21 protein-coding genes and 1 riboswitch are annotated in these 20,837 nt (G+C 40.1%); of the genes, 9 read left to right on the plus strand and 12 right to left on the minus strand.

Features of this window, described 5'->3' with window-relative positions; translation table 11 throughout:
• Positions 1-44: 44 nt before the first annotated feature.
• The 12 genes from BM143_RS19145 to BM143_RS19200 all read right to left on the minus strand — a co-directional run bounded on the left by BM143_RS19145 (position 45) and on the right by BM143_RS19200 (position 10,982).
• Entirely contained in the window at positions 45-755 is a 711-nt protein-coding gene (locus BM143_RS19145; RefSeq protein WP_090026461.1) for a HesA/MoeB/ThiF family protein, read from the minus strand.
• A 124-nt stretch (positions 756-879) separates the two neighbouring features.
• Entirely contained in the window at positions 880-2,013 is a 1,134-nt protein-coding gene (thiH, locus tag BM143_RS19150; protein ID WP_090026463.1) for a 2-iminoacetate synthase ThiH, read from the minus strand.
• A 15-nt stretch (positions 2,014-2,028) separates the two neighbouring features.
• Positions 2,029-2,805, minus strand: coding sequence for a thiazole synthase (locus tag BM143_RS19155; RefSeq protein ID WP_034726943.1), 777 nt, complete (start codon positions 2,803-2,805; stop codon positions 2,029-2,031).
• Entirely contained in the window at positions 2,802-3,416 is a 615-nt protein-coding gene (locus tag BM143_RS19160) for a thiamine phosphate synthase (protein WP_090026465.1), read from the minus strand. The genes BM143_RS19155 and BM143_RS19160 overlap by 4 nt, the downstream gene beginning before the upstream one ends.
• A gap of 6 nt (positions 3,417-3,422) precedes the next feature.
• Positions 3,423-4,019, minus strand: coding sequence for a thiamine phosphate synthase (locus BM143_RS19165; protein ID WP_090026467.1), 597 nt, complete (start codon positions 4,017-4,019; stop codon positions 3,423-3,425).
• Entirely contained in the window at positions 4,016-5,827 is a 1,812-nt protein-coding gene (thiC, locus tag BM143_RS19170; protein ID WP_090026469.1) for a phosphomethylpyrimidine synthase ThiC, read from the minus strand. Before thiC ends, BM143_RS19165 begins: the two co-directional genes overlap by 4 nt.
• Before the next feature lie 25 nt (positions 5,828-5,852).
• Positions 5,853-6,059, minus strand: coding sequence for a sulfur carrier protein ThiS (gene thiS / locus BM143_RS19175; protein WP_034726939.1), 207 nt, complete (start codon positions 6,057-6,059; stop codon positions 5,853-5,855).
• A 58-nt stretch (positions 6,060-6,117) separates the two neighbouring features.
• Positions 6,118-6,215: riboswitch (TPP riboswitch) on the minus strand.
• Between the two features lie 124 nt (positions 6,216-6,339).
• On the minus strand, positions 6,340-8,175 hold the full coding sequence (locus BM143_RS19180) for a T9SS type A sorting domain-containing protein (RefSeq protein WP_090026471.1): 1,836 nt from the start codon (positions 8,173-8,175) through the stop codon (positions 6,340-6,342).
• 208 nt (positions 8,176-8,383) lie between these two features.
• Positions 8,384-9,061, minus strand: a complete 678-nt coding sequence (locus BM143_RS19185) for an RluA family pseudouridine synthase (protein ID WP_394332582.1) — start codon at positions 9,059-9,061, stop codon at positions 8,384-8,386.
• Positions 9,062-9,064: 3 nt separating this feature from the next.
• The gene (locus tag BM143_RS19190) at positions 9,065-9,385 is read right to left on the minus strand and encodes a hypothetical protein (RefSeq protein ID WP_090026473.1); all 321 of its coding nucleotides are present in this window, start codon (positions 9,383-9,385) and stop codon (positions 9,065-9,067) included.
• Positions 9,386-9,388: 3 nt separating this feature from the next.
• Positions 9,389-10,204, minus strand: a complete 816-nt coding sequence (gene panB / locus BM143_RS19195; RefSeq protein ID WP_090026475.1) for a 3-methyl-2-oxobutanoate hydroxymethyltransferase — start codon at positions 10,202-10,204, stop codon at positions 9,389-9,391.
• A 64-nt stretch (positions 10,205-10,268) separates the two neighbouring features.
• Positions 10,269-10,982 carry a Crp/Fnr family transcriptional regulator gene (locus tag BM143_RS19200; RefSeq protein WP_090026477.1) on the minus strand — a complete coding sequence of 238 codons (714 nt, stop codon included), beginning with the start codon at positions 10,980-10,982 and terminating at the stop codon, positions 10,269-10,271.
• Between the two features lie 88 nt (positions 10,983-11,070).
• On the opposite strand from BM143_RS19200, the gene BM143_RS19205 reads away from it, so the two are divergent.
• The 9 genes from BM143_RS19205 to BM143_RS19245 all read left to right on the plus strand — a co-directional run bounded on the left by BM143_RS19205 (position 11,071) and on the right by BM143_RS19245 (position 20,741).
• The gene (locus BM143_RS19205; RefSeq protein ID WP_090026679.1) at positions 11,071-13,449 is read left to right on the plus strand and encodes a heavy metal translocating P-type ATPase; all 2,379 of its coding nucleotides are present in this window, start codon (positions 11,071-11,073) and stop codon (positions 13,447-13,449) included.
• Between the two features lie 109 nt (positions 13,450-13,558).
• On the plus strand, positions 13,559-13,783 hold the full coding sequence (ccoS, locus tag BM143_RS19210) for a cbb3-type cytochrome oxidase assembly protein CcoS (protein ID WP_034726933.1): 225 nt from the start codon (positions 13,559-13,561) through the stop codon (positions 13,781-13,783).
• Between the two features lie 5 nt (positions 13,784-13,788).
• Positions 13,789-16,050 carry a cytochrome-c oxidase, cbb3-type subunit I gene (gene ccoN / locus BM143_RS19215; RefSeq protein ID WP_034726932.1) on the plus strand — a complete coding sequence of 754 codons (2,262 nt, stop codon included), beginning with the start codon at positions 13,789-13,791 and terminating at the stop codon, positions 16,048-16,050.
• A 16-nt stretch (positions 16,051-16,066) separates the two neighbouring features.
• Positions 16,067-16,267, plus strand: a complete 201-nt coding sequence (locus tag BM143_RS19220; protein WP_034726931.1) for a cbb3-type cytochrome oxidase subunit 3 — start codon at positions 16,067-16,069, stop codon at positions 16,265-16,267.
• 10 nt (positions 16,268-16,277) lie between these two features.
• Entirely contained in the window at positions 16,278-17,159 is an 882-nt protein-coding gene (locus BM143_RS19225; protein ID WP_034726930.1) for a cbb3-type cytochrome c oxidase N-terminal domain-containing protein, read from the plus strand.
• 95 nt (positions 17,160-17,254) lie between these two features.
• A complete protein-coding gene (gene ccoG, locus BM143_RS19230) occupies positions 17,255-18,709 on the plus strand; it encodes a cytochrome c oxidase accessory protein CcoG (RefSeq protein ID WP_034726929.1) in 1,455 nt (484 codons plus the stop codon).
• A 72-nt stretch (positions 18,710-18,781) separates the two neighbouring features.
• Positions 18,782-19,234, plus strand: coding sequence for a FixH family protein (locus BM143_RS19235; protein ID WP_034726928.1), 453 nt, complete (start codon positions 18,782-18,784; stop codon positions 19,232-19,234).
• Positions 19,225-19,983, plus strand: coding sequence for a sulfite exporter TauE/SafE family protein (locus tag BM143_RS19240; RefSeq protein WP_047452721.1), 759 nt, complete (start codon positions 19,225-19,227; stop codon positions 19,981-19,983). The genes BM143_RS19235 and BM143_RS19240 overlap by 10 nt, the downstream gene beginning before the upstream one ends.
• Before the next feature lie 17 nt (positions 19,984-20,000).
• A complete protein-coding gene (locus tag BM143_RS19245; protein ID WP_090026479.1) occupies positions 20,001-20,741 on the plus strand; it encodes a hypothetical protein in 741 nt (246 codons plus the stop codon).
• Positions 20,742-20,837 lie beyond the last annotated feature (96 nt).

Genomic DNA, 20,837 nt, shown 5'->3' on the forward strand with positions numbered 1-20,837 from the left:
AGTAAAGAAATTTTACTGCCTCATTTATTTAAAAACAATATAATTTAAAAATCTATAGTCTGGAATCTCCAGTGCAAAGTATCAACAAGGGTAAGCTGATCCGGATGTACGGGAAGTTCTGTGATGATCTTTAAAACCTGCATCGTCATCATACTCCCAATAATCCCCGGCAGCGCTCCCAAAACTCCGAGACTGTCACAGTCCGGGATATCTTCATCAAAAGGCGGCTCCGGGAAGAGATCTCTGAGATTTTTACTTCCTTTGTAATTGAATACAGCAGTCTGTCCTGCAAAACCCAGAATACTTCCGTAGACCAAAGGTTTCCCCAGTTTTACACAGGTATCATTGATCAGATATCTGGCGGTAAAATTATCGGACCCGTCTACAATAATATCGTACTGAGAAAGGATATCTTCTGCATTTAAGCTGTTGATTTTTGTATCAATTCCTATAAAACTCACCTGATGATTCAGATTATGGACAAAGGTTTCCGCACTTTTGACCTTCAAAACCCCAACTGTATTTTCATTATGAATGATCTGGCGGTTCAGATTGTGAAGTTCCACCTCATCAAAATCTGCCACACCTAAAGTTCCGACTCCGGCCGCTGCCAGATACTGAATAACCGGACTTCCCAAGCCTCCTGCTCCAATGACAAGAACTTTGGACGAGCTTATTTTCTTCTGTCCCTCCAGTCCGATTTCTTCTATGAATATCTGCCGGCTGTATCTTTCAAAAATATCTTCGCTTTTCATTTTGCTATAATTATTTAACCCATTAAGGTTTTTTAAGCTATTAAGGAATATTAAGATGAGCTGTGCTTTAAGATTTAAAATCTATTTGATTTTTTCTTAATTAAACTTAATGACTTCAATCTTATTAATGGTTTAATTTTTTAAATCCACTATACGCAGGATCCCAGTCTTTCATTACCGGATCGTAGCCTGCTTTTCTGATGCTGGTTTTCACTTCTTCCATGCTTCTTTCGTCGCTGGTTTCAAACTGTTCCAGAGATTCTACATCTACAGCATAACCTCCGGGATTTGTTTTCGAAGCGGCACTCATAGCTGTTGCTCCTAGTGAGATGATATTGTTCCTGAATTTCTCATTTTCTCTCGTAGATATGGAGATTTCAAGATCTTCATTCCATATTCTGTAGGCACAGATCAGTTGCAGCAGGTCTTTATCTTCCATGATAAAATTAGGTTCAATGATTCCTTCTGCAGGTCTGAGTCTTGGAAAGGAAACTGAAAAACGGCTTTTCCAGTATTGTTTCTGCAGATAATCAATGTGAAGAGCATTAAAGAAACTGTCTACACGCCAGTCCTCGAGTCCAAGCAGAACACCGAGCCCTATTTTATGAATTCCTGCTCTTCCTATTCTGTCAGGAGTGTCTAAGCGGAAATGGAAATTGGATTTTTTCCCCTTGGGATGGTATTCTTTATACACTTCCTGATGATAGGTTTCCTGATACACCAACACTGAATAAACGCCTTCCTGATGCAGCTGCAGATATTCATTCTCCGATAAAGGCTGCACCTCAATCGAGATATTGGCAAAATGAGGTCTCATCAGGCGGACTGCGTTCAAAAAGTAGGAAATTCCTACGGTTTTATTGGCTTCTCCACTGACTAACAGAACGTGATTAACACCCATTGATTTCAGAACAGAGGCTTCTATCATTACTTCCGTATCAGAAAGGGTTTTCCTCCTCACATCGTTATCCAGGCTAAAACCGCAATACGTACAGATATTCTGACATTCATTGCTGAGGTACATCGGTGCATATAGCTGAATGGTTTTCCCAAAACGTTTCTGGGTAAGCTGACGGGTCATTTTGGCCATCAGTTCCAGTTCCTGTGCGGCAACCGGAGAAAGCAGATTGAGAAAATCATCCAATGTTTTGTTTTTCTTCTGAAGGCTGTTCATTACATCTGAATGAGTGACTTTTCCGATTCTGGCTTTTACCTCATCCCACTGATAGCGTTCAAAAACATCTTTAAAGCTGTTCATTATGTATCCGCTGTATTATTCAAATAAAAACGAGGTCAAAGGGCTTGAAGCTTCAGCGTGATCCGCTATAGCTCCCAGCCCTGATTCAAAAGCTCTTCTTCCGGCAATAACGCCTTCTTTAAAAGCTAAAGCCATATTGACAGGATTTCTTGCCACGGCAATTGCTGTATTCACAAGAACTGCATCAGCTCCCATTTCCATTGCTTTTGCCGCATCTGAAGGCGCCCCGATTCCAGCATCTACCACCACAGGAACATTGCTTTGACTGATGATAATCTCCAGGAAATCTAGTGTTCTCAATCCTTTATTAGTCCCGATTGGAGCACCCAAAGGCATTACCACAGCGGTTCCGGCATCTTCCAGACGTTTACACAGAACAGGATCGGCATGGATGTAAGGCATTACGATAAACCCTAGTTTGGCCAATTCTTCAGTGGCATAAAGTGTTTCGATAGGGTCTGGAAGAAGGTATTTCGGATCGGGATGGATTTCCAGTTTTACCCAGTTGGTTTCCAGGGCTTCTCTTGCAAGCTGAGCTGCTAGTACGGCTTCTTTCGCGGTTCTGGCTCCCGAGGTGTTGGGAAGAAGATGAACATGGGTTTCTTTTAAGGAATCCAGCAGTCCGTCTTCTGCCGCACCGGAATCTATTCTTTTCAAGGCCATGGTAACCATATCTGTTCCTGACGCAATCACAGAAGTTGCCATTTCATCGAGGTTTCCGAACTTTCCGGTCCCGAGGAACAGTCTTGACTCAAATATTCTGTCTGCTATTATTAATTTTTGATTATTCATATCATTGCTTTTTTAAATTCACTGATGGCAGCAGGACGGTTGGTGATCTGTCCCGATACCGCCACTCCATAGATTCCAATCTGCTGCAGCAGTTCTATATCCTCAAGCACAACTCCTCCAATCGCAAAGATCCTCGGAATGGTGATGGATTTTTCTTTTAAACTGTTAATCATATGCTGATAGCCTTCAAACCCCAAAATTGGGCTGAGCTTTTCTTTTGTAGAAGTAAATCTCAAGGGTCCAAGACCAATATAGTCGCACTGCTCTTCTATTCTTTGAATCACATCCGACACTGTGTTGGCTGTCCCTCCGATGATCTTATGAGCTCCTAAAACAGTTCTTGCCGTCTCGATTGATACATCATTTAAGCCTAAATGAACACCGTCTGCATCAATTTCTTTCGCGATCTGAACATGATCATTGATGATACAGACCGCCCGATATTCTGAGCAGAGCTGTTTTGATACGGTGCAGAGTTCGGTTAATTCTTTCTCTGAAGCATTTTTCCAGCGAACCTGAACCCATTGTATACCATTGTCCAGCGCAGTCCGGATATTGAGTTCCTGCTCCTGCCTTGTCTGCCCCTGTGATATGTATTGTAATTTTTCCATGATTAATTAAAATGAATGATCTATGATTTTCTTTCTGCACTTTCTGAATGAATGTACAGGTTCTTCACTTTCCCATATTCCTCCTAAAAGTGCTGCTCCGTCTGCTCCGTTTTCAAAGACCTTACTGATATTATTTTCATTAATTCCTCCCAAAGCAATCAGTTTGACATCATGATTTCTCCTGTGTTTCAGGTCTTCCATCACAGCAGATTGCTCACCATATCCTTTTTTGGAAATACTTGGAAAAACCGGACTTATAAATGCATATTCCCATTCTTTTCCCAGCGTATTAAAGGTTTGAATATCATGCACCGAGGTTGAAATAATATATTCGTTTGCGTAAGATTTAAAACCTCCGGTCAGACGGTCTGCTTCTCTGAAATGAAACCGGGAAACGGGATACTCCATTGCAAGATCATAAAATCCATGCAATACCAATTGAGCATAAAATGTCTTATCAATAGTATCCAGGAAGCTTTTCATTTCTTCCCGGATGAACATAGGTTTCCTGATATGCAGCAGATCCAATCCTTCCTGGAACAGCTGGTTAATTATTTCAGCCTCATTTTGAACAGAAACTTCAGGAGTGATCACGACGATCATATATAAATTTCTTTTCCTTTTTCAATAAATTCCTGAGACTTGTCCAACATTCCTTTTTCTGCGGAATCCCTGATCTCCTGAGTGATTTTCATGGAACAGAATTTCGGACCACACATGGAACAGAAGTGGGCAATTTTAGCGCCTTCTGCCGGTAATGTTTCGTCGTGATACGCTCTTGCTGTATCCGGATCTAACGAAAGATTAAACTGATCTTCCCATCTGAATTCAAATCTGGCTTTACTTAATGCATTGTCTCTGTACTGAGCACCCGGATGACCTTTTGCCAGATCTGCAGCATGAGCAGCAAGTTTGTAAGTAATCACTCCCACCTTCACATCTTCCTTATTGGGAAGGCCTAAATGTTCTTTTGGCGTTACATAACACAGCATCGCACAACCAAACCAACCGATCATGGCAGCCCCGATTCCAGAAGTGATGTGATCATATCCCGGAGCAATGTCCGTCGTCAATGGGCCTAAAGTATAAAACGGAGCTTCCTGACAAACTTCCAGTTGCTTCTCCATATTTTCTTTGATCATATGCATCGGAACGTGGCCAGGCCCTTCAATCATCACTTGCACGTTATGTTTCCATGCAATCTTGGTGAGTTCACCTAAAGTTTCCAGTTCTGCAAACTGGGCCGCATCATTCGCATCTGCGATAGACCCCGGACGCAGACCATCTCCCAGTGAGAAAGCCACATCATATTTCTTCATGATCTCGCAGATCTCTTCGAAATGGGTATACAAAAAGTTTTCTTTATGATGGTAAAGACACCATTTGGCCATAATAGAGCCACCTCTGGAAACAATTCCCGTTACTCTTTTTGCGGTAAGGTGGATGTATCTCAACAATACTCCGGCATGAATCGTAAAATAGGAAACGCCCTGTTCCGCCTGCTCGATCAAAGTATCTTTAAAAACTTCCCACGTGAGATCTTCAGGAACTCCTTTTACTTTTTCCAGCGCCTGATAAATAGGAACCGTCCCGATAGGTACCGGACTGTTTCTGATGATCCATTCTCTTGTTTCGTGGATGTTTTTTCCTGTGGAAAGATCCATAATGGTGTCTGCACCCCAACGGCAGGCCCAAACAGCCTTTTCTACTTCCTCATCTATACTGGATGAAACGGCACTGTTTCCTATATTAGCATTAATTTTAACCAGGAAATTTCGCCCGATGATCATCGGTTCACTTTCCGGATGGTTGATATTATTCGGAATGATTGCTCTTCCGGCTGCAATTTCGTCTCTTACAAATTCGGGAGTAATTTTGCTTTTTGGTGTATTTGCTCCAAAACTGTTTCCCGGATGCTGAAATGCCATTTCTTTGGAAACACTATCCAGCTGTTCGATTCGCTGATTTTCCCTGATCGCCACATATTCCATTTCAGGCGTGATGATTCCCTGTTTGGCGTAGTAAAGCTGCGTAAGCTCCATTCCATCTTTGGCTACTTTTGGTTTGTGGTCGTACGCAAAACGCAATTCATCGAGACGCGTGTCTGCTAAACGTGCTTTTCCATATTCTGAGGTGATCCCGTTCAGGATATCTACATCCTTTCTGTCCAGAATCCACTGTTCACGGATTCTTGGAAGTCCTTTCATAATATCGATGGATGCATTTTCGTCCGTATAAGGTCCCGAGGTATCATAAATGGTAACCGGGGGATTTTCTTCCAGACTGCCGTTCGTAAGCCTGGTAGGACTAAGGTGAATTTCACGCATTGCCACGCTGATAGGATGTATTTTTCCTTCAACATAAATTTTCTTGGCGTTCGAAAATGGCGAACATGTGATTGAATGAGCCATAAATTTTTGTTTTATTAAATGAGAATTATCCGCCCTGAGTGGCAGTAATGATTAATACTGAATCTTTGTCTTTAAGGAGGGTTTCTGCCCAGGCGGACAGTGGAATAATACGGTTGTTCACAGCTACGGCGATCCCTTTTTTCTTTCCGGGTATTTCCATAGCCATAAGCGCTTCCAGAGTATCGGGAAGTACTTCAAATGTTTTCGTTGTGTGGTTGATTGTAAGTTCCATTCCTAATTATTTTATATATACTTTAGGAATGGCCCTTATTGTACAGTAGAATGTACAGCAAAAGTCATTTACTTTTCCCTACGCTGGTATCATCCAGATCAGGTTCAAAGGGTAAAGTCTCAGTCTGTATATTTACAGACACCCCTAAAGTTGCAACGAAGGTAGGTATTTTTTCAGAACGCGCAAAATTTTGTTTTTCTATCCTGTTTATCGAATCTCAGTGAATACAACAAAAAAAGCGATGGAATCCATCGCTTTTAATTTTAAATATTTGTTTTGATTACTTCTTGATTATTTTATGAGAAGACTTTGTTCCATCTTTATACTGCACATTCAGAATATATAAACCGGTTTTCAATTCTGATAAATTCACACTGGAGGAAACATTGTCAATCATTTTAACAATTCTTCCTGAAACATCAGCAACAATCACAGATTTTACTTTATCAACATCAGAAATATTAATGTTATCACTGAATGGATTCGGATAAATTTTCAGCGCCTCTTTTTTAGCAGTTTCCAGAGTACTTAACGTCCTTGGCTCATAAGAAATGTTATCAATAGAAAGACTGTTCGCAGGTGTTCCTAAGTTCTTTAAAGCCAATTGGGTTACCCCTGCCGGTAATGCAGGGATATCAAAAGTGAACGGGTATACTGTATTCGTAGTGGTTACACTGAAAGTTGTGAGCTGTACAAAATTATTTGATGGATCTACATATCCTACCTGAAGAATTCCGTTTGCCGTTACTGAAGCTTTTGCATCAAATTTCAGTTTATAAGTTCCAGATTGCAGGGTACTCATTGCAGGAAGAGCAACATAGGCAATACGGGTTCCTGATGTCCACATATACAGTGTATTGCTTCCGGTAATCGTTGTACTGTTTGAAATATGGCCACCATTATTGGATCCTAAATTAGTCCAGCAGACCGGCAGAATGCCTGCATTTCCGTTGGTCACACCGGTGTACCCTTCAAATCCCTCAAAATAAGATCCTGGAAGCGCATCACACTGTGTGGTAAAATTGGTAAGAGGCGTCCAGTTGCTTTTATCTGAGGTACTGCATACAGATCTTACCCATACGAAATAGTTGGAAGCGGGCTGCAGCGGGCTTAATGGTGTGGATAACCCTGTAATCCCTGTTATCGTAGCCGGTGTAGAGGCTGTAGGTACAGTATTTGAAGTAGAATAATAGACTTCATATCCATTGGCTGGGGCCGGTGAAGGAGCCGTCCAGTTTACGGTAGCCGAATTGGTTGTAGCCCCTGTAACATTGACCCCTGACGGCATCCAGCATGTAGGAACTGACCACGTATAGGTCAAACCCGCTGGCGGCATTCCCGGAATTGCATTCGTTGTATTAGCAGCTTGGGTACTGCTGTTTGCGGTCCCGGCTGTGGAGTTTATAAATTCCAGGGTGGTCGCGTTAAGTCTGTTATTAAAATCTGTATTTGTGCTGCCTCTCAAACCTATTTGAGCTGTAGTCGCTATAGCCGTACTGCCCACTAAAAATGCTCCACTGTTATACACCATCTTTATGGCATTGGATGTTTCCTGAAGTCTTATCTGGAAAGAAAATGTATAGGCTGCGGTGGTGGAAGCACTATAGGCTGGTCTGAAATTCTTCCATTGAATCACGATCTCCCGGTTGGGAGCAGAACCTACGGTTTCCCAACTTATGTTTCCGGTAGTACCATTGATATCAAATACGGTACTGAGATCTCTTCCCCAGGCGGAAACAGCGCCATCATATGCCACAGTTCCCGATATCGGACTGCTGGTTGAGGTTGCTGGTGCTGTGGCTCCAAATGTAATAAACCCGTTTGTGGAGACGTTCAGGGAAGTATAGGATGTTCCATTAAAGACAAAGCCAAATGGCAGGGTTACAGGATAAAAATTACTGTCAAGATTTGTTGCTGAAGTATTTCCTGTAGCTTCAGCCAATACGGTTCCCGTAATAGAGGTATAAGTTTCTGAGGACTGGGCAAAATTGTAAGCGCTTACCTGTGCTGATACTAAACTGCCACCTCCAAGCAATACCGTAAAACCGAATAAAGCTCTATTTAAATAATTAGCTTTTTCGTTACGTTTAGAGAAAAAATTGTAAAAATGTTTCATATACGATGGATTAAATTCCCAACTAAGATATGAATTTTTACAAATAATTAAATAAAAAACAGATTTAAACGAATTATCAACAATGAAAACGACAAATAATAGTTAATTTATCACTAGTCTTGGAAAAACCGATGGATAAATTTCCTTCAATACCCGAACTTTAAAACGTACAAAAACAAAATCCTGCTGGATATGCAGGATTATTTTTTTATTCTTCACAGGCTCTCCATATGGCATCATTCTGCGGAACGGGAGCAATAATTTCTACTTTTTCCTTGGTAACGGGATGAATAAACTCCAGCTTTCTCGCATGAAGATTGATTCCACCATCCGGATTCGAGCGGGGTGCTCCATATTTCAGATCTCCTTTGATGGGAATTCCCGTTTTAGAGAGCTGAGCACGGATCTGATGATGTCTTCCGGTTTCCAGATCGATTTCCAGAAGCATATAATTATCTAATGTTTTGATGACATGATAAGTCAGGATGGCTTCTTTTGCACCTTCGGTTACTTTTGGAAAAACGCTCGCCTTATTGTTTTTTTCATTCTTCTTTAAGTAATGCACCAATCTCTGGCTCTGAGGAATCATTTCTTTTCCCACGACAGCCCAATAGGTTTTCTTTACTTCCCTGTTTTTCACCATCTGGGTAAGACGGGTAAGTGCTTTGGAAGTTTTAGCATAAATAACCAGACCCGAAGTCGGGCGGTCTATACGATGAACCAAACCGAGAAAAACATTTCCCGGCTTGTCATCTCTTTTCTTTATAAAATGTTTGATAGACTCCAGCAAAGATTCATCGCCGGTTTTATCGCCCTGAACAAGCTGTCCTACTTTTTTGTTCACCACCAGAAGGTGGTTATCTTCATATGCAATCTGCTCCTCCATAATTTACGAACGTCTCGGTCTGTTGGTAAAAGAAATAGCAATTCCTCCAAGAAGGCCGATTGTTTTAAGAACTGAAAGTTTAGATTCTTCTGGTAAAGAAGCTCCTACCACACACAGCAAAGCTGCCGCGTACATGGCATATGTGAAATTTTTATTGGTAAGCGTAGGCGCCTGAACGATGAAACTGGCTCCGATCAGGTAATAAAAAATTTTCCTGGAAAGTAAATGATTGATTTCCGGGGAAAATAAATTAAGCCACCCTGCTCCAAGGCAGATTAGTGCTGCGATTGATAAAATTCCCTGTATAGACTGTTGGTTTTTCATCAATTAGTAGCTTTCATTTTCGTTAGGAAACTCTACACTTTTCACGTCTTTTACATACTGAGCAACGGCTCCGGTAATTTCTGTGTACAGATCAAGATATCTTCTTAAGAACTTCGGGCTGAAACCTTTGTTCATTCCAACCATATCGTGGTATACAAGAACCTGTCCGTCACAATCAGAACCGGCTCCGATTCCTATGGTAGGGATTGAAATGGCTTCAGTTACTTTTTTAGCCAAATCAGCAGGGATTTTCTCCAAAACAATACCGAAACATCCCAGTTCTTCTAAAAGTTGCGCATCAGCAATTAATTTATCTGCTTCCGCTTCATCTTTTGCTCTTACCTTATAGGTTCCGAATTTATAAATCGACTGTGGTGTCAATCCTAAATGTCCCATGACAGGAATTCCTGCATTGATGATTTTTTTGATAGATTTTGAGATCTCTTTTCCTCCTTCAATTTTTACGGCATGAGCACCTCCTTCTTTCATCATTCTTACCGCAGACTCCAATGCTTTCTCAGGATTACTCTGATAGGTTCCGAATGGAAGATCCGCTATCACAAGAGCTCTGTCAGTTCCTCTTACTACACTTTGAGCATGATAGATCATCTGGTCCAATGTGATAGGAAGGGTTGTTTCAAATCCCGCCATTACATTGGCTGCAGAGTCTCCGATCAAAATTGCATCAACTCCTCCTGCGTCTACCATCTTAGCGGTGGTAAAATCGTAGGCCGTAAGCATTGTTATTTTTTCCTTGTCGAATTTCATTTTTCGCAAGGTTTCAGTCGTAACTTTTTTAATTTCAGAGTGAACAGACATAATTTATCTATTTTTTTAAAAGTTAAAAAGTCGGCTTTCGCCGACTTAAGTTTTTGTATGATGGTTATAAAACTACGTGACCTAGTTTCATCAGTTTGTCGTGGTTGAGAATTTTGATATTTCTTCCGTCTACTTCTATGAGACTGTCCTGTTTGAATTCAGAGATCAAACGGATGGCACTTTCTGTAGCAGTACCAATGATGTTGGCAATTTCTTCTCTCGTAAGCGAGATCTTGATAAACCCTTCAGGATCTACACCCAGTTTCTGTTCCAGAAGGATCAGAATTTCTGCCAGTCTTTCTCTTACTGTTTTCTGAGCAAGGAACGTGATGGTGTTGGATGATTCTCCTAATTCGTAAGAGATTTTTTGAAGCATTGCAAAAGAAAGCTGCGGATCTACTTCCAGAAGATACATAAAGATATCAGCGGGAAGGAAAATGCATTCAATATCTGTCATAGCCTCTGCCTTTGCCTGGAAATTTTCCCCGCAAAGCAATGAACGATAGCCGATGATGTCCCCCTCTTTGATAAATCTCAGGATCTGGTCTTTTCCAAACGCTCCCGATTTTGACAGCTTAGCTGCCCCTTTTTCTAAAACGAACACTCCTTTCGGTGTTTCTCCGTCCTCGAAAATGGTATCGTGCTTCTGAAAACTCAATCTTTTCTTGCCGTTAATATATTTTTCAAAATCAGTGCTAGAAAGTCTTTCCTTAAATGATTTATCATTAAAAACTCTGGCGAACCTCTCTTCAATTGCAATCTGTTGTTCCTGCGACATTTTATATGACATTTATCACAAAAATAGAACTTTTTAACACGATAAACAAAAAAAATTGTTATAATTTTGTCGTTCAATATATTATGTGGTGAGCGAGAACTGTTTTCATTGTGGTCAAGGGATAGAAAAAGAGAGAATTTTGTTTGATGAAAAGACTTTCTGTTGCAACGGATGTAAGTCTGTCTATGAAATTCTGAATATCAATAATTTAACTAATTTCTACGAGCTTAATAAAAGAGCCGGAATCCGTCCCAGCGACGAGAGCTCTTCGCAGTTCGAATATCTTGATACACCGGAGATCTTCGAAAAGGTCACCGATTTCTCAGAAGGAAAGACCAGTCTCGTTACTTTTAAAATCCCAGTAATACACTGTTCTTCATGCATCTGGCTTCTTGAAAGCCTTCATACTTTGCATGAACATATCAACTATTCTCAGGTGAATTTCACCAGAAAGACCTTACAGATTTCATTCAACCATAATGATCTCAAATTAAGCGAACTAGCTAATTTCTTAACCAATCTCGGCTACAAGCCCGTTATCAGCCTTGAAACTGCCGATAAAAATGTAGATCATCTTGATAAATCTCTTCTTATAAAATTCGCAATTGCAGGTTTTGCATTCGGAAACGGAATGTTCCTGGCTTTCCCGGAATATGTGGGAGGTGAAGATTTCTGGATGGAGCATTATAAAGGGCTTTTCAGAACGTTAATGTTCTTACTGGCATGTCCTGTGGTATTTTATTCCGCGTCGGATTATTATAAATCGGCATGGTACGGATTAAAAAATAAGATCGTGAATATTGATGTTCCGATCGTACTGGGAATTTTTGTTCTTTTCGGACGAAGCATTTATGAAGTGGTTACCGATTACGGTCCCGGATATTTCGATACCCTGTGTGGATTGTTGTTCTTTATGCTAATGGGGAAAATTTTCCAGAAAAGAACGTACAGCGCATTATCTTACGACAGAGATTATAAATCATTCTACCCTATCGCCGTTACTAAAGTAGATTTCGAAGGCAAGCAGGACAACATCCTTCTTTCTGAAATCAAAGTGGGCGACAGAATTCTGGTAAGAAACCAGGAAATCATTCCGGTGGATGCCATTCTGATCAACGGGGAAGGAAATATAGACAACAGTTTCATTACCGGGGAAAGCGAAAGCATCAGCAAGCAGCCCGGTGATAAAATCTTTGCCGGTGGAAAACAGATCGGATCATCACTGGAACTGGAAGTAATCAAAGATGTTGACCAGAGTTATTTGACACAGCTTTGGAATAAAGAAGCGTTCAAAAAACATGAAACAGGCCTTGACACACTGACCAACAACGTCAGCAAATATTTCACATTCATTATTTTAGGCATTGCAGTCGTTTCGGGAACTTACTGGGCGTTTATTGACCTGAATGTTATGTTCCAGGTTATTTCAGCCATTCTGATCATTGCGTGTCCATGTGCACTGGCATTGTCTGCTCCGTTTACTTTCGGGCACATTATGAGAATTTTAGGACGTAATAAGTTTTACGTAAAAGATACCTTAACGATTGAAAAGATTGCGAAACTGGATACGATTGTTTTTGATAAAACAGGAACTATTACGCACAGAAAAAAATCTAATATCAGATATGAAGGTATTGAAATCAATGATTTTGACCAACTGAATATCAAAACGTTATTGAAAAATTCCAATCACCCGCTTTCCAAATCATTATACGAATTCATTGAGGTGAATGACGACTATTATCCTGTTGAAAAATTCCAGGAAATTTCAGGAAAAGGATATGAAGCCAGCGTAAGGGGAAGCCTTTATAAGATTGGTTCTGCCCGTTACAACAATCAGGAACCTAAGAATCTGGAGACAGCGGTTTATATCAGCAAAAACGGTGAATTTGTAGGTAAATTCATTTTCAAAAACGAATACCGTCCGAAATTAAAAGAGCTATTTACCAAGCTAAGCACGTACAAAATATTCATTCTGAGCGGTGATAATTCTTCTGAGGAAAATCAACTTAAAGAACTGATCCCGAACTACAAAGGAATGGCTTTCAACCAAAGCCCTGAAGACAAACTGAACTACATCAAAAACCTTCAGGATCAGCAGATGAAAGTAGCCATGCTGGGAGATGGACTGAATGATGCAGGTGCCCTTAAGCAGAGTAACGTAGGAATTGCTATTGCGGATGATACGAACAGCTTCACACCATCGTCTGATGTCATCATGAATGGGGATAAAGTAGTGACTCTGGACAAATACCTGAGTGTCTGCAAAGGCTCGATTACTATTGTAAAAATGACATTCATAATCAGTTTCTTGTACAATATTGTCGGTTTAAGTTACGCAGTTACAGGCCATATGCATCCGCTCTTCGCAGCAATCATCATGCCAATCAGTTCGATCACAGTGGTAACATTCACTACTCTTTCGACCTGGATTTTGGGCCGAAAACATTTCAAAAAGCAGGCGTAGAAGCCCTTATTTAGACTGATTTTAAATTAGCTGAAATCGGCATTTCGTGATGAATGTCATTATTTTTCACTAAATTTGAACCCCGAAAATAGGTTAATTTTGTTGTCCAATGGATATTCTATATTTAATGATCCTCTGCAGTGTTTCTTTGGCTGCGATTTTCTTGGTCGTATTTATAGTGTATGCCCGAAAAGGACAGTTTGAAGATGACGAATCTCCGGCTGTCAGAATCCTTTTTGATAGTGGAGAAATCAAGGAAAAGGACGAGGGCAACAAAGATAAAGACGAGAAAAAAATAGGAGAGAATAATAAAATTGAAGAAAAAAGTGAATAGTTGATATGGAAACACAAAAGTTTAGTTATGACAACAGTATTGTCCGTGCGTTCCTTTATGCGACCTTAGTTTTCGGTCTTATAGGATTTACGTTCGGGCTTACGGCGGCATTAATGCTTTTCTACCCTGAATTACCGGAATTTGTATTCGGTACTGATGATACAACCATCAAGAGTCTTGCATCAGGCAATATTCAAGGGTTAATAAACACTCATGGTGCATTTGGTTTTGGTAGAATCAGAATGCTTCATACCAATACCGTGATCTTTGCATTTGTATGTAATATCGTTTATACCGGTATTTATTACTCATTACAGAGATTATTAAAAACAAGAATGTACAGTGATACATTATCCTGGTTACATTTCTGGACTTGGCAGTTTATGATCGTTGCTACGTTCGTTACCTTCTTTATGGGGATCAATACCTCAAAAGAATACGCTGAACACGAGTGGCCGATCGACATATTGATTGCGTTCTCATGGATCATCTTCGGGATCAATATGTTCCTGACGATTGCAAAAAGAAGAGTAAGACACCTTTATGTAGCCATCTGGTTCTATATCGGTACCTGGATTGCAGTAGCAATGCTTCACATCTTCAACAACCTTGAGGTTCCATTATCTTTCACAGGCTGGAAATCTTATTCAGCATATGCAGGGGTAAAAGATGCTATTGTACAGTGGTGGTACGGTCACAATGCGGTTGCATTCGTACTGACGACTCCGGTTCTTGGTCTCATGTATTACTTCCTTCCGAAGGCAGCAGACAGACCGGTTTTCTCTTATAAACTGTCTATTATTCACTTCTGGTCATTAATTTTCGTATATATCTGGGCTGGTCCTCACCACCTTCAGTATACAGCTCTTCCTGCATGGGCGCAGGCTGTGGGAACTGGTTTCTCTATCATGCTTATCGCACCGTCTTGGGGAGGAATGCTAAATGGACTTCTTACACTGAGAGGAGCATGGGATAAAGTAAGGGAAAACCCTATCCTTAAGTTCTTCGTAGTGGCGGTTACATGCTACGGTATGGCAACATTTGAAGGTCCGCTTTTAGCAACTAAAAACATCAACAAAATTGGTCACTTTACAGACTGGGTTATCGGTCACGTACACTTAGGAGCTCTAGGATGGAATGGTTTCATGGCATTCGGGGTTATCTATTACCTGGTACCCATCATGTGGAGAACAAAAATGTGGTCTGTAAAATTAGCTAACTGGCATTTCTGGTTAGGGACATTAGGAATTATTTTCTATGCAGTACCAATGTATATTTCAGGATTTACACAAGGGTTAATGTGGAAGCAGTTCAACCCGGACGGAACTCTATTATGGAAAAACTGGTTGGATACAGTAACTGCTATCATTCCATATTTCAAAATGAGATTCGTAGGAGGTTTATTCTATATTTCAGGAATGATCTTAATGATTGTGAACGTAGTTGCTACGGTAAGACAAGGTTCATTCCAGAAAGAAGTTCCTGCTGAAGCACCTGCTTTAGCGAACATCGGAAACAAACGTAAAGAAGGTGAAGGAACTCACTTATGGCTTGAAAGAATGCCGGTATTATTAGGTATTCTATCTTTCATCACCATTTCAATAGGTAGTTCAATTGAAATCATCCCTACACTATCCTTAAAGAAAAGTGTCCCTACGATTTCAGCTGTAAAACCATATTCACCGCTTGAATTAGAAGGTAGAGATCTTTATATCCGTGAAGGATGTAATGCCTGTCACTCTCAGATGATCAGACCGTTCAGGGATGAGATCACGAGATTCAACGGTAAGAACGGACAGTATTCCAAAGCGGGAGAATTCGTTTATGACAGACCATTCTTATGGGGTTCTAAAAGAACAGGACCGGATTTACATAGAGAAGGAGGGAAAAACCCAAGTTCTTGGCACTACAAACACATGTATAACCCAAGATCTACATCTGCCGGTTCTATCATGCCTCGTTACCCTTGGTTAATTGCTACCAACTTAGACCGATCTAAAATGGTAGACAAAATGAAGCTTATGAAGAATGCATTTGACGTTCCTTATACAAAAGCTCAGATAGATTCTGCCAACGCATGGGCAGACAACCAGGCAACGAAGATTGTAAAAGATATCTTCTCTGAAGCAAATGACCTTAAAGTGGCTTATGCAAAGAGACCTCAGGGAGAACTAGAGAAAAAAGAGATTGTAGCTCTTATCTCTTACCTTCAGAGATTAGGTACAGATATCAAGACGACAGAAATTAAAACAGCAAGTACTAACTAAACATTAAAAGGTTCACATGATTCCTCAGAACTTTAAAGATATATTATCCAATACAGAAAACGCTGGTCTATACCAGACGCTGGCTCTGATTTTCTTTATGCTATTCTTCGTAGCTCTGGTAATCTATGTTTTTAGCAGGCCTAAAAAATATTACAGAGAAGAAGAGCAAGCACCGCTTGGGGATGATGAGGATGACGATTTTAATTTAAAAAATTAAACTATTTATTATGAAACAAAGAACACCTGTTGTTGTAAACATCTTAATAATAACCGGACTTCTAATAGTTTTTTATTATTTGTTTGTACAAAGCTACTCGTTCCTAGCTTCACCTTATTTCTGGGGAACTGTGGTGATCAGTGCTATTTTGGCATACATCCACAGCTCTATCGGGGATTTGATTGAAAACAATAAATTCAAAAAATTATCTCCGGAAGAAAAGGCAGCTTATCTGGCAGAAAAGAAAGTGCCTTTCCTGAGAAGAATGTACGATGCTGCATTCAAGAAGCAATCTGAAACTGAAGAAAAGGATATCCTTATCGACCACGGTTTCGACGGGATTATGGAATTAGATAATCAGCTTCCGAAATGGTGGGTAGGATTATTCTATTTTGGGACTGCTTTTTGTATTGTATATATCGCAGCTTATTCTTTCACAGATTTCGCACACCCATTGAGCGAATATGAGCAGGAATATAAAGAGCAGATGGCCAGTATTGCAGAATACGAAAAATCTCAGCCTCCTGTAACGATAGAAACGGCAAAATACTCTGCTGATAATATCGCAGACGGAAAAGAACTGTTCAAAACCAACTGTGCATCTTGTCACAAAGAAGACGGTAGTGGTGGTATCGGTCCAAACCTTACGGATAACTATTGGATCAACCAGCCTGAGAAGACTTTATTTAAAACAGTTTTCCACATGGACTGGAATGGTTCCCCTACTAACCCTGCGATGAGAGCCTTCGGTAAAAACGGAGAGGTTTCCGGAGCAGAGATTGAGAAGATTGCAGCGTATGTATATCATATCAATCAGGAACAACCACCAGTGACGCAGGCTCAGGGAGGAGCAGCTCCTCAGGGAACTGAAGCGCATTGGGAAAAAGAATAATTTTAAAAAATTAGAAACATATGAAAAAAACATAATTTGTTATTAACTAAAAATAGTAACGAATTATGTTTTTTCTTTTTTAAACCTATTACGAAATGTCAGATATAGAAGAAATAGAAGTACGCGGCGGACAGGGACAGGTTCTGGACCCTGAGACTTACAGAGATTCTATCGGGACAATGGAGCAATCCGGTAAGAGAAGATGGGTATTCCCCCGAAAACCAAAAGGGAAATACACCAACTACAGAAACCTTGTAAGCTATGCTTTATTAATCATTTATTTTACGGTGCCATTCCTCAAGATCAATGGCAACCCTTTCTTTTTATTCAATGTTATAGACAGAGAGTTTTTCATTCTTGGACAGCCTTTCTATCCACAGGACTTTTTTATCCTTACTTTAGGTGCTATCGCGTCTTTAATTTTTATTATCATTTTTACGATTGCATTCGGAAGAATTTTCTGCGGGTGGATATGCCCTCAGACAATTTTTATGGAATCTATCTTCCGTAAAATTGAATATCTTATTGAAGGTGACCGAAACAAGCAAATGAAGCTGGACAGACAGGAGTGGAACAGCGAAAAGATCTGGAAAAGAAGCTTGAAATGGACGGTTTACATTATTATTTCCCTGATCATCACCCACTTTATGTTGATGTATATTGTAGGCTATGAGGAAATTTTAAGAATCATCTCAGAAGGACCGTTTGCTCATCCTACCAATTTTATCGTTATGGTGCTCTTCACCTCTGCATTCTACTTTGTATTCGCATGGTTCAGAGAGCAGGTTTGTACACTGGTTTGCCCATACGGAAGACTACAGGGTGTTTTGATTGATAAAGATACCATCAACGTTTTCTACGATTTTAAAAGAGGAGAAAACAGATCAAAATGGAGAAAAGGGGAAGACCGTAAAGCTGCAGGAAAAGGAGACTGTATCGACTGTCACCAGTGTGTAGTGGTTTGTCCCACAGGAATTGACATCAGAGATGGCCAGCAGCTTGAATGTGTCAACTGTACCGCATGTATTGATGCTTGTGACGAGGTGATGGAAAAAGTAGGCCTTCCGAAAGGACTGGTAAGATATGCTTCCGAGAATGAAATTGAGAATCAGACTCAGTTTAAATTTACAGGAAGAATGAAAGGTTTCGCGGTGGTTCTTGTGTTGTTGGTAGGATTCTTAGGATTCCTTCTTTACAGCAGAGGTGAAATGGAAGCTAAATTCATTAAACCAGCAGGAAGTACCTTCTTTGTAAGAGACGGAAAAATCACCAACACGTACAACTATACGTTCCTGAACAAGACCAACGATAAGAAAATCGTTACGATAAAAGTATTGGAACCGGCTCATGGTGAGATCACGTACAGTGCATCCAGCAAGATCCAGGTAGAAAGAGACAAAATCTCGAAAGGAACCATCAATATCAGCTTCCCTGAAGACGATATGAAACTTTCAAAACAAAATATAACCATCGGAGTGTATGATATGAAGGGCAAACTTGTCGATTCTTACCAGACGTACTTCGAGGGACCATTCAAACTGCAATTCTAATCGTAAGGAGTCTTCAAGATGTAAAAATATTGAGGCTCCTTATGACCATAAAAAATAAAAAATCCGGAAGAAATGAAAAACTTTAGTTGGGGACACGGTGTGGTAATCGCATTATTTGCATTCATTGTTTTTATATTATCCATGATGTTTCTTTTCCCGAACGGGCAGAAGAATTCTGAAATGGTAACCGATAATTATTACGAAGAGGAACTTAAGTATCAGGATGTTATTGATGCTAAAAAAAGAGCTGATGATTTACAGGAAAAGCCTGTATACAGCCAGGAAAAAAACGGAATCAAAATTGTTTTTCCAAAAGACTATAACAATAGCAATACTACGGTAAAATTTGTTTTAAACAGAACCGACGATCAGAATTTGGATATCAAAAAACCTGTTCAGCTTGATGCCGCACAGTCTTTCATGATCCCTGCACAGGTATTAAAAGTAGGAAACTACACGCTAAGACTGATGTGGACAAAAGACAAAGCAGACTACAGAATGGATTATGATGTGATATGGAAATAGGACTCATTTTATCGGCCATTGCATTAGGATTCGCTTCCGGTTTTCACTGTATCGGAATGTGCGGACCTATTGCTTTATCGATGGGATTGACGAAAAAACAAGCCACCAATTTTTATCTTCAGAATCTGACCTATCAGTTCGGCAGAATCTTCACCTATTCATTATTGGGAGCGATTCTTGGAATTATAGGTGAAGGTTTTGAAATGGCGGGATTTCAGCAGTATCTTACGATCGGTGCAGGAATTCTTCTGATCATCATGGCTTTATTTTCGTTCGGCGGAAAAGATTTCGCTTCAAAAATTCCCTTTCTCTCTAAATTCCTGTATTCTGTAAAACTGAATTTAGGAAAATTACTGCAGAAGGCAGATTACCGTTCAAGATTTTCTACAGGGGTTCTGAATGGCTTTCTACCCTGCGGAATGGTTTACATGGCTCTTACAGCCAGTCTGGCAAGCGGAGGAATATGGCAGGGAGCTTCATACATGGCTTTATTTGGGCTGGGAACCCTTCCATTCATGTTTGCCGTAGTTTTAGCCGGAAACCTTATGAATCAGGCTTTCAGAGTAAAGGTTTTAAAAGCGGTTCCGGTGATCATGATTATTCTGGGAGGATTATTTATTCTCAGAGGTCTTGAACTGGGAATTCCTTACATTTCTCCAAGAGCTGAAGCCATGACGATTTCCAAAGATCATAATGGCGCTAACTGTCATATTGAGGGACACGACCACAGTTCGACGAACTGTCATTAATACAACTAACTAATTCCATGAAAAAAATACTCTTTTTATTCACGGCAGCACTTTTTGTGTTGCAGTCGTGTACCATCAATTCTGAAATTGTATACCACAAAGATGCCGCATCCACTTCGGTGACAGATATCGACATGAGACAGTTTATATCCGAAATGAAGGCCATGACTCCTGATTCTCTGAAACAACAGAAGGAATTCGGAGATTTCGATAAGCTTCCAACGGTCTGGACAAGTTTTCTGGATATACAGCAGAAGGAAGGAAAGCTGAAAACAAAAGACCCGGATTCTATCAGGATCATGAAAAAGATTTTCATGAAGACCAATAAAGAAAATAATGAGCCGGCTGGTTTTTCTTTAAAAATGGACCACTTTACGCAGGCTGATTATCAATTACTGAGCAACTACAACAAAAAGGAAAAGCTTCCATTAGATCAGAATATTTTCAACGACTGGGACGGAAAAACGCTGACCATCAGTACAGAAAATTTCAATCTTAAAAACATTGAAGAAACCCTTAAGAGCAAAACCTCAAAAGAGGAAGCCGAAAAAGTAGAAGGAATGATCTCTATGTTTTTCAAAAGCATCGGAACCACCCTTAAATTTGAAAACAAGATAAAGTCCATCACCGGAAAACATGATTGGGTAAAAAAAATCGATAATTACACCGTAAAAATAGATTACGATCTCAAGGCGATGTATGACCCGGAAGCGAAATTAAAAAATACAGACAAAAAGATCATCATTGTCACAGAATAACAATAAAAAACGGCTGAATATCAGTCGTTTTTTGTTACTAACCAGGTCAAGGTTTTGAACCTTGACATGGCTAACACAACTACCAAGACTTAAGTA

The sequence above is a fragment of the Chryseobacterium oleae genome (genome assembly GCF_900115055.1).
In the GTDB taxonomy this organism is placed as follows: Bacteria; Bacteroidota; Bacteroidia; order Flavobacteriales; family Weeksellaceae; genus Chryseobacterium; species Chryseobacterium oleae.

Bases quoted from the DNA above. Each gene is read 5' to 3' on its own strand.
- ccoG (WP_034726929.1), top strand. From the start codon at position 17,255: ATGTCAGATATAGAAGAAATAGAAGTACGCGGCGGACAGGGACAGGTT.
- BM143_RS19225 (WP_034726930.1), top strand. From the start codon at position 16,278: ATGAAACAAAGAACACCTGTTGTTGTAAACATCTTAATAATAACCGGA.
- BM143_RS19160 (WP_090026465.1), bottom strand. From the start codon at position 3,416: ATGGAAAAATTACAATACATATCACAGGGGCAGACAAGGCAGGAGCAG.
- BM143_RS19200 (WP_090026477.1), bottom strand. From the start codon at position 10,982: ATGTCGCAGGAACAACAGATTGCAATTGAAGAGAGGTTCGCCAGAGTT.
- thiC (WP_090026469.1), bottom strand. From the start codon at position 5,827: ATGGCTCATTCAATCACATGTTCGCCATTTTCGAACGCCAAGAAAATT.
- BM143_RS19165 (WP_090026467.1), bottom strand. From the start codon at position 4,019: ATGATCGTCGTGATCACTCCTGAAGTTTCTGTTCAAAATGAGGCTGAA.
- ccoN (WP_034726932.1), top strand. From the start codon at position 13,789: ATGGAAACACAAAAGTTTAGTTATGACAACAGTATTGTCCGTGCGTTC.
- BM143_RS19145 (WP_090026461.1), bottom strand. From the start codon at position 755: ATGAAAAGCGAAGATATTTTTGAAAGATACAGCCGGCAGATATTCATA.
- thiS (WP_034726939.1), bottom strand. From the start codon at position 6,059: ATGGAACTTACAATCAACCACACAACGAAAACATTTGAAGTACTTCCC.
- BM143_RS19235 (WP_034726928.1), top strand. From the start codon at position 18,782: ATGAAAAACTTTAGTTGGGGACACGGTGTGGTAATCGCATTATTTGCA.
- BM143_RS19220 (WP_034726931.1), top strand. From the start codon at position 16,067: ATGATTCCTCAGAACTTTAAAGATATATTATCCAATACAGAAAACGCT.
- thiH (WP_090026463.1), bottom strand. From the start codon at position 2,013: ATGAACAGCTTTAAAGATGTTTTTGAACGCTATCAGTGGGATGAGGTA.
- BM143_RS19190 (WP_090026473.1), bottom strand. From the start codon at position 9,385: ATGAAAAACCAACAGTCTATACAGGGAATTTTATCAATCGCAGCACTA.
- BM143_RS19180 (WP_090026471.1), bottom strand. From the start codon at position 8,175: ATGAAACATTTTTACAATTTTTTCTCTAAACGTAACGAAAAAGCTAAT.
- BM143_RS19245 (WP_090026479.1), top strand. From the start codon at position 20,001: ATGAAAAAAATACTCTTTTTATTCACGGCAGCACTTTTTGTGTTGCAG.
- BM143_RS19155 (WP_034726943.1), bottom strand. From the start codon at position 2,805: ATGAATAATCAAAAATTAATAATAGCAGACAGAATATTTGAGTCAAGA.
- ccoS (WP_034726933.1), top strand. From the start codon at position 13,559: ATGGATATTCTATATTTAATGATCCTCTGCAGTGTTTCTTTGGCTGCG.
- panB (WP_090026475.1), bottom strand. From the start codon at position 10,204: ATGTCTGTTCACTCTGAAATTAAAAAAGTTACGACTGAAACCTTGCGA.
- BM143_RS19185 (WP_394332582.1), bottom strand. From the start codon at position 9,061: ATGGAGGAGCAGATTGCATATGAAGATAACCACCTTCTGGTGGTGAAC.
- BM143_RS19240 (WP_047452721.1), top strand. From the start codon at position 19,225: ATGGAAATAGGACTCATTTTATCGGCCATTGCATTAGGATTCGCTTCC.